General features: G+C 62.1%; 17 protein-coding genes. 9 read left to right on the top strand and 8 right to left on the bottom strand.

Features of this window, described 5'->3' with window-relative positions; genetic code table 11:
• Nucleotides 1-19: 19 nt before the first annotated feature.
• The 7 genes from AC6I97_RS01465 to AC6I97_RS01435 all read left to right on the top strand — a co-directional run bounded on the left by AC6I97_RS01465 (nucleotide 20) and on the right by AC6I97_RS01435 (nucleotide 5211).
• Nucleotides 20-1495 (top strand): FAD-binding oxidoreductase, encoded by a 1476-nt coding sequence (locus tag AC6I97_RS01465; protein ID WP_497943895.1) that lies wholly within the window; start codon nucleotides 20-22, stop codon nucleotides 1493-1495.
• A gap of 382 nt (nucleotides 1496-1877) precedes the next feature.
• The gene (gene dhaK, locus AC6I97_RS01460) at nucleotides 1878-2879 is read left to right on the top strand and encodes a dihydroxyacetone kinase subunit DhaK (RefSeq protein WP_224094629.1); all 1002 of its coding nucleotides are present in this window, start codon (nucleotides 1878-1880) and stop codon (nucleotides 2877-2879) included.
• Between the two features lie 2 nt (nucleotides 2880-2881).
• The gene (gene dhaL, locus AC6I97_RS01455; RefSeq protein ID WP_497943894.1) at nucleotides 2882-3544 is read left to right on the top strand and encodes a dihydroxyacetone kinase subunit DhaL; all 663 of its coding nucleotides are present in this window, start codon (nucleotides 2882-2884) and stop codon (nucleotides 3542-3544) included.
• Complete coding sequence (dhaM, locus tag AC6I97_RS01450; RefSeq protein ID WP_497943893.1) at nucleotides 3541-4230, top strand: dihydroxyacetone kinase phosphoryl donor subunit DhaM; 690 nt, start codon at nucleotides 3541-3543, stop codon at nucleotides 4228-4230. Before dhaL ends, dhaM begins: the two co-directional genes overlap by 4 nt.
• Before the next feature lie 88 nt (nucleotides 4231-4318).
• Nucleotides 4319-4495 carry a CsbD family protein gene (locus AC6I97_RS01445; RefSeq protein WP_224094634.1) on the top strand — a complete coding sequence of 59 codons (177 nt, stop codon included), beginning with the start codon at nucleotides 4319-4321 and terminating at the stop codon, nucleotides 4493-4495.
• A 91-nt stretch (nucleotides 4496-4586) separates the two neighbouring features.
• Nucleotides 4587-4847 (top strand): DUF4235 domain-containing protein, encoded by a 261-nt coding sequence (locus AC6I97_RS01440; protein ID WP_224094636.1) that lies wholly within the window; start codon nucleotides 4587-4589, stop codon nucleotides 4845-4847.
• Between the two features lie 4 nt (nucleotides 4848-4851).
• On the top strand, nucleotides 4852-5211 hold the full coding sequence (locus AC6I97_RS01435) for a VOC family protein (RefSeq protein WP_309931589.1): 360 nt from the start codon (nucleotides 4852-4854) through the stop codon (nucleotides 5209-5211).
• A gap of 15 nt (nucleotides 5212-5226) precedes the next feature.
• Here the strand turns inward: AC6I97_RS01435 and AC6I97_RS01430 are convergent, their stop codons facing one another.
• Nucleotides 5227-5739 carry a VOC family protein gene (locus AC6I97_RS01430; RefSeq protein WP_497943892.1) on the bottom strand — a complete coding sequence of 171 codons (513 nt, stop codon included), beginning with the start codon at nucleotides 5737-5739 and terminating at the stop codon, nucleotides 5227-5229.
• A gap of 73 nt (nucleotides 5740-5812) precedes the next feature.
• Between AC6I97_RS01430 and AC6I97_RS01425 the strand changes: the two genes are divergently transcribed.
• Entirely contained in the window at nucleotides 5813-6598 is a 786-nt protein-coding gene (locus AC6I97_RS01425; protein WP_309931584.1) for a helix-turn-helix transcriptional regulator, read from the top strand.
• Here AC6I97_RS01425 and AC6I97_RS01420 read toward each other — a convergent pair.
• From AC6I97_RS01420 to AC6I97_RS01395, 6 genes are all read right to left on the bottom strand, one after another.
• On the bottom strand, nucleotides 6595-6750 hold the full coding sequence (locus AC6I97_RS01420; protein WP_309931582.1) for a hypothetical protein: 156 nt from the start codon (nucleotides 6748-6750) through the stop codon (nucleotides 6595-6597). The genes AC6I97_RS01425 and AC6I97_RS01420 overlap by 4 nt on opposite strands.
• A gap of 112 nt (nucleotides 6751-6862) precedes the next feature.
• Nucleotides 6863-8215 carry a cation:dicarboxylate symporter family transporter gene (locus AC6I97_RS01415; RefSeq protein WP_497943891.1) on the bottom strand — a complete coding sequence of 451 codons (1353 nt, stop codon included), beginning with the start codon at nucleotides 8213-8215 and terminating at the stop codon, nucleotides 6863-6865.
• 840 nt (nucleotides 8216-9055) lie between these two features.
• Complete coding sequence (locus AC6I97_RS01410; RefSeq protein ID WP_309931578.1) at nucleotides 9056-9955, bottom strand: IclR family transcriptional regulator; 900 nt, start codon at nucleotides 9953-9955, stop codon at nucleotides 9056-9058.
• Between the two features lie 133 nt (nucleotides 9956-10088).
• Nucleotides 10089-11573, bottom strand: a complete 1485-nt coding sequence (locus AC6I97_RS01405; RefSeq protein ID WP_497943890.1) for an MFS transporter — start codon at nucleotides 11571-11573, stop codon at nucleotides 10089-10091.
• A gap of 178 nt (nucleotides 11574-11751) precedes the next feature.
• A complete protein-coding gene (locus AC6I97_RS01400; RefSeq protein ID WP_497943889.1) occupies nucleotides 11752-12120 on the bottom strand; it encodes a hypothetical protein in 369 nt (122 codons plus the stop codon).
• Complete coding sequence (locus AC6I97_RS01395; RefSeq protein ID WP_497943888.1) at nucleotides 12117-13760, bottom strand: flavin-containing monooxygenase; 1644 nt, start codon at nucleotides 13758-13760, stop codon at nucleotides 12117-12119. The genes AC6I97_RS01400 and AC6I97_RS01395 overlap by 4 nt, the downstream gene beginning before the upstream one ends.
• Before the next feature lie 178 nt (nucleotides 13761-13938).
• Between AC6I97_RS01395 and AC6I97_RS01390 the strand changes: the two genes are divergently transcribed.
• Nucleotides 13939-14880, top strand: coding sequence for an SDR family NAD(P)-dependent oxidoreductase (locus tag AC6I97_RS01390; RefSeq protein WP_309931570.1), 942 nt, complete (start codon nucleotides 13939-13941; stop codon nucleotides 14878-14880).
• 43 nt (nucleotides 14881-14923) lie between these two features.
• Here the strand turns inward: AC6I97_RS01390 and AC6I97_RS01385 are convergent, their stop codons facing one another.
• Nucleotides 14924-15601, bottom strand: coding sequence for a TetR/AcrR family transcriptional regulator (locus AC6I97_RS01385; RefSeq protein ID WP_497943887.1), 678 nt, complete (start codon nucleotides 15599-15601; stop codon nucleotides 14924-14926).

Below are 15601 nucleotides of genomic sequence, written 5' to 3'. Positions count from 1 at the left end.
GGTCAATCGAGAGAAGATCATGCAGTCCCACGCGTCCTTTTCAGGTAATGCAAGCATTTCAGAACTCCAACTCAGCGTGCGCGGTCCCGTGTTCACGCCTGACGATCCCGGCTTCCAATCCGAGGTAGCGGCCTTCAATCTCTCCACTGAACACAAACCGGATCTTGCCTTCGGCGCCCTCGACGCAGAGGACGTTTCGGCGGCTATCAGATGGGCTGCGGAACGGGGAATGCCCGTGGCCGTCCAGTCCACCGGGCATGGTGCAACAAACGCGATAGAAGGCGGGATGCTCATCAGTACCCGCCGCATGCTGGAACTCAGCATCGACCCCCTTGAGAAGACTGCCAGGGTGGGTGCCGGTGTTCGATGGAAGGCTGTGGTTGAGCTTGCTGCAACCTTCGGTTTGATGGGCCTCTGTGGTTCAACCACTGACGTCGGCGTGGTGGGATACACCTTGGGCGGTGGCCTGCCCATCCTGGGCCGTAAGTACGGCTTCGCCTCGGATCATGTCATCGCTTTCGAGCTGGTCACATCGGATGGCACCCAGCTACGGGTTACCAAGGACGAGAATCCTGAGCTGTTCTTCCTCCTGCGAGGCGGCAAGGGCAACCTGGGCATTGTGACGGCCATGGAATTCCACCTCTTCCCAGCCGCCGATCTCTACGCAGGCGGTGTGTACTTCGACGGCGGGCACGCCCCGGAAGTCCTGGAGGCGTTTAGGGAGTGGGTGCCATCGCTGCCGGCGGAGGCATCGGCGTCATTGGCGTTTTTGCGTCTCCCGGAGATGGAAATGATTCCGGAGCCGTTGAGGGGAAAGTTTGTGATCCACCTCCGCTACGCCTACCAGGGTGACCTGGCTGCTGCGGCGGAGCTGCTGGAGCCCATGCGCCGAAGCGCGCCGTTCATGATGGACGCCACCGGCCCTTTGGAAGCAAGCCAGTTCGACACAGTCCACCAGGATCCGGACCAGCCAGTCCCCGTTCGCGAGCGTGGCTTCCTGCTTGACCGTTTGGACGAGGAGGCGTCCGAGGCAATTCTGCGGCACTTCGGTCCGGGCGTTGAGAGTCCGGTGTTGCTGGCCGAACTACGACTGCTGGGCGGCGCCCTTGCCAAGAGCTCGGAGGGCGAGGATATTGTGGGCGGCCGTGACGCGGCGTTCAGCTTCTACATGGTTGCCATTGCCGCGCCTCCTGTTGTCGGGGTGCTGCCGGCAGTTTTCGATGCCGTGCACGCAGACCTTCGTCCGGCTGCCAATGCAGGCACATTTGTAAACCTCCATGGGCACTTTGTGGATGCCGAGGACAGGGAGCGGGCATGGGGTCCCAGCGCACGGGAGCGGCTGAAGAAGGCGAAGGCGGAACTGGATCCGAAGAACATGTTCAGCTTTGGGCACGTAGTCGGGCTTCCCGTCGCGGAGCAGCCGGTGGTTATGGATCAGGCCGTGCTGCTCGACGACGTCGTCACGGCCGGCGGCGACGCCGTACTGAACAGTTGAGGGGGCGGACCGTGCAAGATCGTGTCACGTTTCCGGACTTTTCAGCTTTCCAGATAGACATCCCCCACGGCTCCTGGCCGAATGAATCCTTCTGGCCGGGGACAGCCCATTCCAACCCGGACCTGTACTCGGCATTTTGGCTCGATTTCCACGCCCGGGGCGAGGCGGAGATCAGTCCTCCATCCACCAGCGCGGAGCCTGGGCATCACCCGGATCAAGCATGACATTCCGGCAGGGACGGGCCTTTGGTGCCGTCCCTGCCTGTCTTTTAATGGGTGTCGGCTAACAGGTGTGGGCGTCCTCGCGCCGCCGAGGCCTACCGTGTGCCCGGGCGCCGGTAGTAGGGTCAGAGCACCAGCCACAGCACGCCCAGGAGCATCCCATGAAAAAGCTCATAAATGATCCACGCGCCGTGGTGGACGAGTCCGTCGAGGGGTTCGGCATGGCCCATGCCGACATCGTGGACGTCCATCCCGAGCCCAAGTACGTCATCCGGAAAGGTGCACCTGTTGCGGGCAAGGTTGCCCTGGTATCCGGCGGGGGCAGCGGCCACGAGCCACTGCACGCTGGTTTCGTGGGCCTCGGCATGCTCGACGCCGCGGTGCCCGGTGCCGTCTTTACCTCGCCCACGCCCGACCAGATCATACCGGCGACCGTCGCCGTGGACTCAGGTGCCGGCGTCGTGCATATCGTCAAGAACTACACCGGGGACGTCCTGAACTTTGAGACTGCCGCGGAGATGGCACAGGTAGAAGGCGTGCACGTGCGTTCGGTGCTGGTCAACGACGACGTCGCCGTGGAGGACTCGCTGTATACGGCGGGCCGCCGTGGAGTGGGCGGGACGGTCCTCGTGGAGAAGATTGCCGGTGCCGCCGCTGAACGCGGAGACGGTCTTGAAGCCGTCGCCGCCATCGCGGAGCGGGTCGCTGCCAACGTGAGGACCATGGGAGTGGCGCTTTCCGGCTGCACGGTTCCGCACGCGGGTACGCCGAGCTTCGAGCTGGCGGAGGACGAGATCGAGATCGGTATCGGCATCCATGGCGAGCCTGGACGCCACAGGATCGCCATGGAAAGCGCCGACGCGATCACCGACCGTCTCTTGGAACCCGTGCTTGAGGATCTCGCCATCTCGTCCGGGGACAGGGTGCTGCTGTTCGTCAACGGCATGGGCGGCACGCCGCAGAGCGAGCTCTACATCGTCTACCGAAGGGCCGCCCAGGTGCTCGCGGAGCGCGGGGCATCCGTGGAACGCTCACTCGTGGGGAACTACGTGACTTCACTTGAAATGCAGGGGTGCTCGGTGTCCGTGCTGCGCCTGGACGACGAGCTGGTGCAGTTGTGGGATGCTCCCGTCCACACGGCTGCCCTCCGTTGGGGAGCGTGAGCATGAGACTGGGCGTCGATTGGGCAGTGGACTGGCTGAAGCTTTCGGCGAAGGCTATGGCAGAACACCGAACGGAATTGATTGAACTGGACCGCGCAATCGGCGACTCCGACCACGGCGAGAACATGGACCGTGGATTCCAGGCCGTCCTGCAGAAGCTGGACGAGACGCCGCCGGAAACTGCGGGAGCTGCCCTCAAAGCGGCGGCGATGGCCTTGATGTCCAAGGTGGGCGGAGCTGCGGGGCCGCTGTATGGGACGGCATATCTGCGGGCGGCCACATCGCTCGGCGATTCCACTGACATCGACGCCGATGCTTTGGCTTCCGCGCTCGCGGCTGCCCGCGACGGAGTGGTGGCGCGCGGCAAAGCCGAAACAGGGGACAAGACCATGGTTGACGCGTGGACGCCCGCAGTTGAGGCAGCCAAGAACGCGGCGTCCGATGGCGGCGATGTACTCGCCGTCCTGCAGGCTGCTGCCGAGGCGGCCGAAGTGGGGGCCGTGGCCACTGATCCGTTGGTGGCCCGCAAGGGCCGCGCAAGTTACCTCGGGGAGCGGAGCGCGGGGCATCGTGATCCAGGAGCGGCCTCAACGGCGTTGCTCTTGCGCGCCGCGGCAGCAGCAGCGGCCGGCTCCGCAGGAAACACGGGAACCGACGCCGTATGACGGTTGGGATTGTGGTTGTCTCCCACAGCAGCAAGATCGCTGAGGGCGCTGTGGAACTCGCCGCCCAGATGGCGCCCGACGTCGAACTCGTCGCCGCCGGGGGCACTGACGACGAACGCATTGGCACCAGCCTCGAGAAGGTGCTTGCCGCCGTCGAGCAGTCACTGATTGATGCCGGAGGAGAGGGCGTGGTGGTGCTGACGGATCTGGGCTCGGCAGTAATGACAGCTGAGTCTGCGATCGAGTTCGCCAGCGACCCCGACGCTATCTTGCTCGCCGACGCGCCTTTGGTTGAAGGGCTTGTGGCCGCGGCAGTCGCGGCGCAGGGCGGGGCGGGCGCCGAAGACGTGCGTAAGGCTGCCGAAGCGGTGGGATTCCGGGCTTCTGCCGGCACGGAAGCGCCGGACAATCTTTCGGAGTCCCGGGAACCGGATGCTGCAGGCGACTTCGAGCTCATTAATCCCATGGGCATCCACGCGCGGCCTGCGGCCAAGATAGCCGGTGGACTGTCCGGCCTTGACGCTGAGGTGACGATCAACGACGTCGACGGAACGTCCATGATGGCGCTCATGGCGCTCGCCGCCGGCCAGGGTGCAACCCTGCGCGTGGAGGCCCGTGGCAAGGACGCCGCAAAGGCAGTTCAGTATGTTGGGCGGTTGGTGGGCGAAGGTTTCGGGGAGATCTGACCCGCCTTCGTCAGGAGCAAATATTGCTAAGTACACTGATTAGTGATGTTGTAGAGGTACAGGTTCACTACAAGGAAGAGGTGCGGGCATGGGTGCTGACGACAAGATGGAGAACGCTGGCGAGAAGATCGCAGGCAAGGCCAAGGAAGCTGCCGGAAAGCTCACTGACAACGAGCGCCTGGAAGCCGAAGGCAAGGGCGAGCAGGTCAAGAGCGACCTCAAGGGCGCCGGCGAAAAGGTAAAGGACGCTTTCAAGCACGACTAGGAATTCGGGCAGGGCCGTTGCGGTTGCAGCGGCCCTGCCTTCCTTTGTGTTTGGCAGGGCAAACCCGCGCGATCAGATGGAGGATTCTTTCGTGAATTTGCTGGTGAAATTGTTCGGCCTGGCAGTCAGCCTTGGAGCTGGAGTGCTGGCAAACAAGACGCTTGAAGGACTCTGGGAGAAAAAGACAGGCAAACCTGCCCCCAAGGACGGAACCAATCTGAACGATTCCTTGCCGGGAGTGCTCATGTTCGCTGTGGTTTCCGCGGGCGTTGGCGCCGTAGTTCACGTTCTTACCCAAAGGGGCACCAAGAGTGCGCTGGCCCGAATGAAGAAAACGGCAGACGAGGTTTAGCAAAATGGCAATAGCCCGATACCCGAGTGTTGTTATCGATTGTCCGGATGCGCCCGCCCTTGCCGCCTTTTATGGCGAACTGCTGGGCTGGGAGGTCAAAGGCGAAACTGATTGGTTCGAGATCCGTCCCAGCGATGGGAACAACTGCATTGCTTTCCAACAGGTCCAGTCGTATCACGCACCGGAATGGCCGGGGCAAACGGTACCCCAGCAGATGCACCTTGATCTGATGGTGGAAGATCTGGACAAGGGTGAGGAAGTGGCTCTTTCGTTGGGTGCAAGCAAGGCGGAGCACCAGCCGGGGACCACCTTCAGGGTGTTCCTTGACCCGGCCGGACATCCGTTCTGCCTGTGTCTTTCCTAACCTGCCTGTGCCTCTCTAACCCTGCTGGGCCGCCCACTCCTCGACTCGACGGTTGCTCTCCTCTTCGGATAGATCTTCCACCCGCGTCATGATGGACCAGCGGACACCGAACGGATCGCGGATGCTGGCATATCGGTCCCCTGAAACGAACGTGTTCAGTGGTTCGCGGATGAGGGCCCCGGCTTGTTCCGCCCGTTGCACGAGTGCGTCTGCGTCCGGGCAGTAAAAGCCCAGGGAATAGCAGTCATCATCGCCGTCGGGCGCCGGGACCAAGTGGTATTCCGGGTTGGGTTCCCCGAGTTGAAGGTGACCGTTCCCGAGGTCGAGTTCGGCATGGACCACAACCCCGCCCATCTCCGTGACGCCAACAACACGTGCGCCGAAAACGTCCGTATAGAACGTGATCGCATCTTTGGCATTGGGTACGGCAAGGAACGGCGTGAGGCTGGTCAGCCCGTTAGGGACTCCGTGGGTGGTGTACTTTCCATGGGCGGCCATGGTTGGCTCAGTGCTTGTAGTATCTGTCATGTCCTTGACGCTACGGGCCGGGCTGTCCCCGGCGCTTGGAGATTCGCGACAGACTTTGTTGGGGAGGAGGCTCGTGGACAGTTCCTTCAAGGGCATTCTGTACCCGGCACGGCTTCCCACTTTCAACCGTTTGGCGGCACCGGAGTCTGTTGCGGAGCTGGTCCAATGGTTCTGGATTCCTGAATGGGACATCGAGCCAGGCCGCATGTCCCGTCAACACCTGATCGCCTACCCCGCGTCCAATCTCGTTGTGCAGTTGGATGACGTGGTCTTCTCGGGTCCCACAACCCGGGCCGCTTATCGAGACTTGAATGGCCGTGGCTGGGCAGTGGGAGCGCTGTTGCGCCCTGCGGCTGTTCCGGTGTTCACCGACGATCCGGGCAGCTTGCGTGATGCCGAGGTGGTGTTGCCGTTTGAGGACCTTCACCGTTCTGTCGTACGGGCCATGAACGCTCCCGACGGCGGTGCCCGCCGCGGGCTGGCAGTGGACGCCTTTGCGTCGTGGCTGGGTGCCCTGAACTACTTCCCTTCCGAAGAGGCCTTACTGGCGAACCGGATGATGGACGTTATTGGGGCCGACCCGGAGGTGACACGGATTGAGGACGTGGCGGCCCGGCTCGCTGTCTCGGGGCGGACGCTCCAGCGAATTGCCAGGAAATACATCGGGCTCAGCCCGTCGGCGCTCATACGTCGACGTCGACTGCAGGATGCCGCGGAGAGGGCACGTCTGGACCCTTCCGCTGATCTTGCGGGCATCGCGGCCGAACTTGGCTATGCCGATCACGCACATTTGACGAACGACTTCCAGAAATACCTGGGGTTCACGCCGAGCACCTATCGGCGTGTGGTTGGGGGTTAGTCGTCGGCCGATCCCGGCTCGCTCAAATGCCGGTTGAACTCCGCCCCTGCGGCGTCCGGCATGACGTTGCTGCCGAGCCCCATGAGGCGGGACTTCAAGGAGCCGCCCAGCACGTTTCCCTCACCTTTCATCTCTGTGGGCTCATCGATCATCCCTTTCGGTTCGCTATGGAGATTCCAGCGCGAAGCGCGCCCGGAGGAAGACTGTAACTGACAGGTTACTTAGTATTTTCGCGCCCGGCGCCAATAGGGACAAAGCTGCTGACTACACCGAAGCAGGCACCGGTGGTTCCGTAACCTCTTTGGTGGGTTCCGGCGTCGTGGTTTCCCCGCGGAAGACGGCCAGCATCGCCTCCCGATCGAATTGCCCCTCCCATTTGGACACCACAAACGTGGCAACGCAGTTGCCGAGCAGGTTGACCACGACGCGCATTGAGTCCATCAGCCTGTCGGCTCCGAGGAGCAACGCAACGCCCGCAACGGGGAAGATTCCCAAAGCGCCGGCAGTAGCGGAAAGGGCCAGGAAGGCCGAACCCGGAACGCCTGCCATCCCTTTGGAGGTCAACATCAGGATCCCGAGGGCGGCCAGCTGCTGGCCCAAATCGAGGTTATGCCCGAAGGCCTGGGCAAGGAACAGCAGCGAGATCGAAAGGTAGAGGGCGGCGCCGTCGAGGTTGAAAGAGTAGCCCGTGGGAACCACCAAGCCCGTGGTTGCGCGGGAGCAGCCTGCGTTGGTCAGCTTGGTCATGATCCGTGGCAGCACTGATTCTGTGGATGCCGTGCCCAGCGCCAGCATGAACTCTTCGCGGGAGTACTTGATGAACTGCCACAGTGGAACGCGTGGATAAACCCACGCCACGATGAACAGCAATCCGATGAAGACCAGTGCCGAACCGTAGCACGCAGCCACCAGCAAGGCGTATGTGCTCAAAGAGCTGAGCCCGTACTGGCCGATGATGAATGCCATGGCCCCGAAGGCGCCTACAGGGGCAACACGCATCACCCAGGACATGATCTTGAAGAAGAGTTCGAGGGTGGTCTCCATGAGGTCGATGACGGGCTTGCACTTCTCCCGTCCCACCACCACGATGGCCGCCCCGAAGAAGACCGCGAAACACAGGACCTGCAGCAACGTGTTGGATGCGAAGGCTCCAACCACGCTGGTGGGAATGATGCCCAGCAGGAACTGTCCTGCATCCTTTGGTGGCGCCGTGGTGGTCTTGGCGTTGACAGCTTCCGCTGACAGGGAGGTGGGATCGATGTTCAGGCCAGCTCCCGGCTGGACGATGTTGGCCACGAGCAGCCCGAACGCAAGCGCGAACAGTGTGGCGGCGGTGAAGTAGATGAGGGCTTTGACGCCCACCCGGCCAACGGACCTCACGTCGCCCACGGCCGAGATGCCGGTGACGATGACCAGGAATATCAGGGGCGCAATGATCATCTTGATGAGTTGGATGAAGCCATCGCCGAGGGGGCGAAGCGCGGACCCGACGCCCGGCCAGAAGTAGCCAATGGCGACCCCCAGCACCACGGCCACCAGGATCTGGAAAAACAGGGATCTATAGAGTGGCTTCTTGGCCGCTGGGCTCACAGCCATAGCGGGTGCGGGAATCTTCATGGCGCCTATCTGTGCGGGGCCATGCAGGGTCACGGCCGGGGATCACACATGACGCTATGAGGGGCGTGTTTCGGAAATGCTAATTTCAAAGCCTCTTTGTGTTTAATATCGGAATCAAGATTTCACGATACGAAAAGGCCTACTGCGGTTGAAGGGGTTGGCAGCCTTCCGCGAGCACCTCCGGCGGCTTTGGAGCCGGCTTATGGAGCGCATCAAGAAACAACCTGTAGGAGACCACCCCCGCATTTGCGGACCCGGTGGAGCAGCAGCATCGGTAAACGTGCGTCATACACGGACCGGGCAGGAGGGCTCGAAGCCACGAGTCGCACTCGGTCAACGAGAGCGGGGCTTGGATTCCACTGTCCCTGCGATGAGCAGCAATGGATACAGTGACACATGTTCCTGCTGGCGCTGGGCCCGTAGCGAACCATCCCCATTCCACGGTTTCGACGACGATCGTCACATTGACGGTCTCGTCCTCAAATGATGGGGTGGGGCTCATTCGATAGTGGCGTCGGCCGCGGTGGCGTGAGCCGCGTTGCGAGGACCCACTTAGTGCCTCGCGAAGTTCGTTCAGTTCAGTGCCATGTTTGTGGCGGATCCTCGCGCTGAGGTCCGTGACCAGGTTTCCCTCTGCTGCGGCAGGCGCTGGGGCGCCGACGGCGGCGCGGGTGGGTGCCGTAACAGAAAACGTGTCACGGATGGGCTGCTCAGACCGGTGCACAACACCCCCAGGACTTGACCATCAGGCAGGTGAGATGAGGATACCCGCCCAAAAATCAAATCGCTAGAGGAACCGTTCGATTATCCCGACCCTGATCTAAAAGCCGGAGAGAATGGTTACCGCGCCGGGCGTTCCCACTGGCTGTTGGACTGCATCCTGTTGGACTCCACCCTGTTGGACTCCACCCTGTTGGGTTGGGGCCGGATGGCCACTCGTGAGCTTGCGATACGGTCGGTGAGGGCAGCGGCCGAGTCCCTGACCACGCGTACCAGTTCGGATTCAGTGCCCAAATCGAAGCGGCTCTCGGGAATCGTGATGCCGACATCGCCGACGACGATGGTGCCCGAGAGCCCGAAGACCGGGGCGGCGATGGAGATCGCGCCCTCGATCCGCTCTCCGTGCGAGATGGCGTAGCCATCCCGGCGGATCTCGTCCAGTCGCGCGCTTAGCTTATCTGGGTCAACGCGGGTGCGGGTGGTCAGGGCGGGGAGCGGGCCGTGGACGATCTCCTGCCGCGCCTCATCCGGTAGGAAGGCGAGGATCGCGAGTCCGCTGGCACCTGCGTGCAGAGGCAGCCAGGTGTGCATCGGCAGCACATAGCGCAGGGGGTGCGGAGATTCGACTGTGTGGGTGAACATCATCTGCTGGCGCTGTTCGTTGTAGACGCCGAAGAACGAAGACTCGCCCGTGCGCTCGGTGAGTTGACCGAGGATGTCCGTGGCCGCCTCCTCGAGTGGGAGGCGGGCAGTCGTGGCCCAGGCAAGCCGCAGAAACTCGAGTCCGAGTCGATAGGCGCCGTCGCGTGTCCGCCCGACCATCCCGAGCTTCTCCAGGTCCCCGAGCAGCCTGTGGGCCGTACTCGCGCTGACACCCATAAGGGAGCCCAATTCGCGAACGCCGTAAGAGTCCTCCCCAGTGTCGACCATAAGGGTCAGCAGTTCGATCCCTCGCGCCAGCGGATGCCGCTGCCTGTCTGGCGACGGCTCTGAACCAGCAGCCGTTTCGTTTGTACTCATTGCCCCTCCGAGACTCTCCGACGACGCGTTGCGACCATTTCTTGAAATGGTCGCAACGCGAAGTGGTACTGGATGAGTCTATTCAACAGGACACGCCTTGGGATGAAGAATCGACGCGGTGGGCGCGGGTGCGTCAGCGATGGGCGGGTTCTTCCAGCTTTTGGGCTTCTTGTTCGCTCTGGACCGCCTCGATGATTGCCCCGCGCTGATTCATGGGTGTCGATTTCTTGATGGCCATGGTTGCAGCGAACGCGGCCGCGCCTGTGACGACGATGAAAATGATGCCGGCGTTCCATGAAGAAATGGTCGGTGCTGTGGTGCCGGGCACTGTAGCGGACGCCAGCACAACGCCGATGATGGCGGTGCCGATCGCGCTGAAGAGCGTGCGTCCTACAGTAAAGATCAGGCCGACGGCTTCACTTGTGTCGCGGGCGGAAACATTCTCCACGATGACAATCGGAATGCTGATGGTGAGGAGCACTGTTCCCACCGAGCCGATCACCACTGCGACGATCGAAAGCGGGAGGTTATGGGTCGAGAAGAAGAAGCCGGAGTATCCCAGTATTCCGAGTGCGGCGCCGCCGGCGACTATCACCTTCCCGCCGAATCTTCCGGCGATTCTCCCTGCCACCGGCGACAGGGCGAACGCGATCGCTCCCGAGATCAGCCCATACAGGCCGGCTTGGGTCGGAGTCAGGCCGAGTCCTACAGGCAAATTCTCTGGGCTTTGCTGAAGGATGGGCGTGAGCAGGCCGGGCGCCGCAAGGATGCCGAGCGAGACAAAAGCAGTGACGACGAGAGCAAGAACCAATGAACGCTCACGGAACAGTCGTAGGTTGAACATCGGCTTCTTTATCCGCAGTTCCCAGATGATCCAGAACGTGAAGAGCAGCACCCCGATAACAATGAGGACGACCACCAGCGGGCTGGCGCCCTGGGTGCGTGACGTCGTGAACCCGTAAAGAATGGCTGCAATTGCTGGCGCCATCAAAATGCCGCCCAGCACATCCAGCCGGCCACGCTCAGTCACTGTGCCCACCGATTTGGGCAATGCGAGTGCGACCAGAATGGCCACGACCGCCAGGATGGCCGAGGCGATGAACAGGCTGCGCCAACCGCCCGCGGCGAGAAGGATGCCGGCGGCGACGCCTCCTATTGAGCCGCCGATCAGGCCTATACCCGATGTCAGGCTGATGAGCACCGAGACTCGGGAAGGCGGGGCAACCTCGCGGGCCACGCCGATGAGAAGCGGAAAGAGGCCCGCGCTGGTTCCCTGCAGTGCGCGTCCGATCAGCACGCCTTCAAGGTTGCCCATGAAGACGCTGATGATGGGACCAACAGCGGAGATCAGCATGAGAATGATGAGGATTTTCTTCCGGCCATAGATGTCACCGAGCCGCCCCGCTATAGCAGCCGTGCCCGCGCCAACGAGCAGGAAGATGGTAACTACCCAGGAGATCGCCGATGCATCGGCTTGGAAGGCAACCATGAGTGTGGGGATGGCCACATACATCATGGTCACTTCAAAGATCGGGGTGAGCTCGATGATCATGAAGACCGCAATGATCAAGGCAAAAGGCCTCACCGCGATTGACCGTGTGGGGTCGGTCGACGTCATTTCGTTCCTAACTCCGTTGTTAGAGAGAATGTGTTCGTTTTAGTGGAACAAGAGTTTCGTTGTGAGGATTCAATGGTTTCACCGTCAAAGTCCCCTGTCAAGAGCCCGCTTGCGTCAGGGGTGGTTAAGCGCGGTCGAGGGAAACATGGCCCCGATGGCCGCGAAGTCATGGTGATTCTCACGGCAGGACGGGCTTTCCTTCAGCGACGAAGGGCACGAAGACCATGCTGCTGAGATCGAGGTCCGGGCTCATGCCGAGACCAGCCCCGAAAAGCAGGTCCCGGGCGGAGGAGGCAGACCCCTCTACTGCATAGATCGTCGCGTACCGATGCGAGACGGAAGCCGGCGCATCCGTGGAGGCGCGGTACCGCTGGGCGGCGACGAAGCCGGGAAGCCCGAGCACCTCAGGTATGTGTGTCTCCCAGTACCAGGGGCGGAACGCTTCGTCCCGCCCCTCTACGGGGTTGACGAGTGCAAGCAGCATCTCGCGTGGTGGCAGCAGTTCTTCGGTCAATTCAGTCTCCATTTCGGACGGAACGGTGGTCATGACGCGCTGACGCTCTCGCGCACGGTCGACAGCGCACCGTTGTAGTCCCCGGTTGCGGTCATCTCGTCCAGGATCTCGTGCAGCTTGGCGCGTCCGCCCGGGTTGAGCAGGAATTTTCGAACTTTACCCTCGACGTTCGCGCCGTAATAGTGGCTGTGCTCTGCCGAGAAGATGGATTTGGGCGCCAGTGTCTCAATCATGGTCATCCACGATTCCTGCTGTTCGGCGGTCGGCTCGAAGCGTTCGTAGCCGTGCTCACGGGCATGAACCAGCGTTCCGGTGATCCAGTCGATCTGGTCCTGCGAGTAGCGCGGATAGTTGCCTCCGCCGGCGCCGTGAGGCCCGCCGGGGAAAAAGAAGTTCGGCAGCTGGTGCGCGCTGAACCCGCCGAAGTCAGTGGGGCCCTCTTCCCAGTCCGTGCTGAGGTCCAGGCCGTTAATACCCTTGATGCCCATGCGTGTGAGCGCGCCGGTGCCGAAGTCGAAGCCCGTGGCAAAAACGATGATGTCGTATTCGCGGTGACCCCCGGTTGTTTCGATACCCGATTCATCAACCCGCACGATCGGAGTCTCGCTGAGCGCGATCAGCGAGGCCGCGGGATTGTTGAACGACTCGTAGTAGTTTGTGACGAATGGCGGGCGCTTCGCGCCGAACAGGTGGTCCTTCGGGATCAGCCTTTCGGCCGTGACCGGATCCTTGACGATGCTGCGGACCTTGTTCGCGAGGAACTCGCAGAATTCAAGGTTGACCTCGCGGTTGGTGGTCATGTCGTAATAGTTGGAGGTGAGCTTGGCGAAGCCCGGACTGTTCCAGATCTTCTCGTAGAAGGCTTGCCGTTCTTCGAATGAGTCGGCGGTGGAGAACTTGCCGGCGGGCTCGTGCAGAAAGCCGGTCGGGTTGGCCGCCGAGCCGAGCTTCGCAGCAATCTCCTCGAAGTTGTCCCGGAGCCACGCGTTGCGCTCATCGGTGATGGCCCCGTTGTTCAGCGGGGTGGTCCAGGTGGGCGTGCGCTGGTAGAGGTCCACGGTCTCGACCAAGTCAACGATCGCGGGCAGGATCTGGGCTCCGCTCGGTCCGTTGCCGATGATGGCGACGCGCTTGCCTGTGAAATCGACCGGCGTGTGCGGCCAGGCGCCCGTGTGATACGCCTGGCCCTTGAAGTCCTCAAGGCCGTTCAGGTCAGGGTAGTTCGGCACAGAGAGGCCGCCGGTCGCTGAGATGACCCAGCGCGCCCGGATGGTTTCGCCCTTTTCCGTGGTCACCGTCCACGCGGTGTCTGCCTCGTTCCAGAGTGCCGATACGACCTTCTGGCCAGTGCGGATGTGCCCGCGGAGGTCGAAATGGTCCACCACGAAGTTGAGGTAGCGCTCGATTTCGGGCTGGGTGGCGAACTCTTCCTCCCAGCGCCACTTCTCGAAGAGCTCCTTGGAATGGATGTATCCGTACGTGTAGCTCTCGGAATCGAAGCGCGCGGAGGGGTAGCGGTTCCAGTACCAGACGCCTCCGACGCCGTCTCCCGCTTCCAGCGTCCGGGCCGAGAACCCGGCCTCAAGCGCACGCTGCAGCGCGTAGATGCCCACGACGCCCGCGCCGATCACCAGTACTTCGACATCAATGTCGCTGCTGGTCTGTTCTGCCATTGACTTCACTCCTACTCGGTGGGCGCCACTGTGGCGACCGCAGGATCAATATTCAAGCACAAGTGCTCAATAACGACAATAGATCGCCAATTGGTCCGCATGATTTCAAGGATTTCTTTGATTGATATTTTTGAGCTGTTGTGATGAAATCTGATGACGGACACTTCAAAGGAGAACCATGAACGCCACCCCTGACCTCCGATTCGACGGACGTGTTGCCATAGTGACGGGAGCTGGCCGCGGCCTCGGCCGCGCACACGCCCTGCTGCTCGCCGAGCGCGGTGCCAAGGTAATCGTCAATGACCTCGGGGGCTCAAAGGAGGGCGAAGGCAACGACGCCGGGCCCGCCAATGAGACCGCCGCGGAAATCATCGCAGCGGGTGGCATTGCCGTCGCCGATACGAACAATGTGGGCAGCGAGGACGGCTGCCATGCCCTTGTAGAGACCGCGATCCGTGAGTTCGGTCGAATCGACGTCGTCGTGAACAACGCGGGCATCTCGCGCTGGGCGACCTTCCCCGAGGCTGATGCCGAGAACCTTGAGCTCACGCTCGACGTGCACCTGCGCGGCACCTGGCACACGACGCGCGCCGCCTGGCCCTACATGGAGCAGCAGGGGTATGGCCGCGTGATCACGACGACATCAACCGGCATGCTGGGTCTTCCGGACAACCTCGCCTACGCGACGGCCAAAGGAGCCCTCATTGGCTTCACCCGCAGCCTGGCCGTAGCCGCGGCGCCGAAGGGAATCCTGGTCAATTGCGTGGCGCCGAACTCCGTGACCAGGCCGAGCCTCTCGGCCGACAAGCCGAACATAGTCTCAGCAAGCCAAATGGACGCGGCCCGCGTTCAGGCCATGCAGACTGATCTCGTCTCGCCGATGGTCGCCTACCTGGCGCACGAATCCTGCGAAGTGAATGGCGAGATCCTGGTTGCTGGCGCCAAGCGCTTCGCCCGCTGGTTCATGGGCTTTACTCCGGGCTGGCTCGACGGCGGTGACGGAGTCCCCACCATCGAAGACATCGTGGAGCACTGGGATGAGATCAATGACCAGAGCGGCTACTACGTGCCTACGGGCACGTACGACTGGGGCGCAAGGTTCATGGCGCACCTTGCCTAAGCGATAATCCGGCACGGGATCTGCGTTCGCGCGGGTCCCGTGCTTATTTTCTGGGGTAGTCGTTGGCGGGCGTTGCAACAAGCCCCGCGCTGAGGAAGGTAATGAGGTCTGAGATGAGGGCCTCGATGGCTGCCGGGAGATGTTCACGTTTGCGCTGGGCTGTGTGGTAGCGGGCAAGCGCATGGACGGCGCTGGTTAGAGTAACCCACCAGCGTTCGTCGAGTACGGCCTCGGGTATTTCCGGTACCAGCTTGCCGAGCAGGGTGCGCAGCGTCACGACAGCGGCACCAACGCGCACTCCGACCAGCCCTTCATATCCGCCCTCTTCGGTGATGTAGAGGGAGAGGAAGGGGAGGTAGTGGTTGTCTGGCTGGAAGTGGATGGCGAGCGGACGCACGAATGCGCTGACGACGTCGGCTACGGTGGGTGTCGTTTCGCTCAGCATGAGGCCGGTCACCATCTCGGTCCGGCTGATCTCACTCTCCGCCCCGCGGAATTCCATGATCGCCTTAACGATCTCTTCACGCTCGCCGAAGTGGTACTGCACGGCCGCGTGGTTGCGTTGCCCCGCGGCCTTGCCGATGTCCCGCAGTGGCACTGCCGAGATTCCGTGCTGCGCGAAGAGCCGCTCTGCCTCCGTGAGGATGCGCTGGCGTGTTGCCTGGCCTCGCACGTTTTTCCGCTCACCAGACGACCTGGAGGCAACTGAAGTTTGGGACAT

Source organism: Arthrobacter sp. TmtSoilC48 (assembly GCF_059739425.1).
This window is presented reverse-complemented; position numbering and strand designations above follow the sequence as displayed.

What these genes read in the sequence shown, in the direction of transcription:
- AC6I97_RS01435 (WP_309931589.1), top strand. Translation starts at nt 4,852, where the DNA reads ATGGCAATAGCCCGATACCCGAGTGTTGTTATCGATTGTCCGGATGCG.
- AC6I97_RS01430 (WP_497943892.1), bottom strand. Translation starts at nt 5,739, where the DNA reads ATGACAGATACTACAAGCACTGAGCCAACCATGGCCGCCCATGGAAAG.
- AC6I97_RS01410 (WP_309931578.1), bottom strand. Translation starts at nt 9,955, where the DNA reads ATGAGTACAAACGAAACGGCTGCTGGTTCAGAGCCGTCGCCAGACAGG.
- AC6I97_RS01390 (WP_309931570.1), top strand. Translation starts at nt 13,939, where the DNA reads ATGAACGCCACCCCTGACCTCCGATTCGACGGACGTGTTGCCATAGTG.
- AC6I97_RS01385 (WP_497943887.1), bottom strand. Translation starts at nt 15,601, where the DNA reads ATGTCCCAAACTTCAGTTGCCTCCAGGTCGTCTGGTGAGCGGAAAAAC.
- AC6I97_RS01395 (WP_497943888.1), bottom strand. Translation starts at nt 13,760, where the DNA reads ATGGCAGAACAGACCAGCAGCGACATTGATGTCGAAGTACTGGTGATC.
- AC6I97_RS01405 (WP_497943890.1), bottom strand. Translation starts at nt 11,573, where the DNA reads ATGACGTCGACCGACCCCACACGGTCAATCGCGGTGAGGCCTTTTGCC.
- dhaK (WP_224094629.1), top strand. Translation starts at nt 1,878, where the DNA reads ATGAAAAAGCTCATAAATGATCCACGCGCCGTGGTGGACGAGTCCGTC.
- dhaM (WP_497943893.1), top strand. Translation starts at nt 3,541, where the DNA reads ATGACGGTTGGGATTGTGGTTGTCTCCCACAGCAGCAAGATCGCTGAG.
- AC6I97_RS01420 (WP_309931582.1), bottom strand. Translation starts at nt 6,750, where the DNA reads ATGATCGATGAGCCCACAGAGATGAAAGGTGAGGGAAACGTGCTGGGC.
- AC6I97_RS01445 (WP_224094634.1), top strand. Translation starts at nt 4,319, where the DNA reads ATGGGTGCTGACGACAAGATGGAGAACGCTGGCGAGAAGATCGCAGGC.
- AC6I97_RS01465 (WP_497943895.1), top strand. Translation starts at nt 20, where the DNA reads ATGCAGTCCCACGCGTCCTTTTCAGGTAATGCAAGCATTTCAGAACTC.
- AC6I97_RS01400 (WP_497943889.1), bottom strand. Translation starts at nt 12,120, where the DNA reads ATGACCACCGTTCCGTCCGAAATGGAGACTGAATTGACCGAAGAACTG.
- dhaL (WP_497943894.1), top strand. Translation starts at nt 2,882, where the DNA reads ATGAGACTGGGCGTCGATTGGGCAGTGGACTGGCTGAAGCTTTCGGCG.
- AC6I97_RS01415 (WP_497943891.1), bottom strand. Translation starts at nt 8,215, where the DNA reads ATGAAGATTCCCGCACCCGCTATGGCTGTGAGCCCAGCGGCCAAGAAG.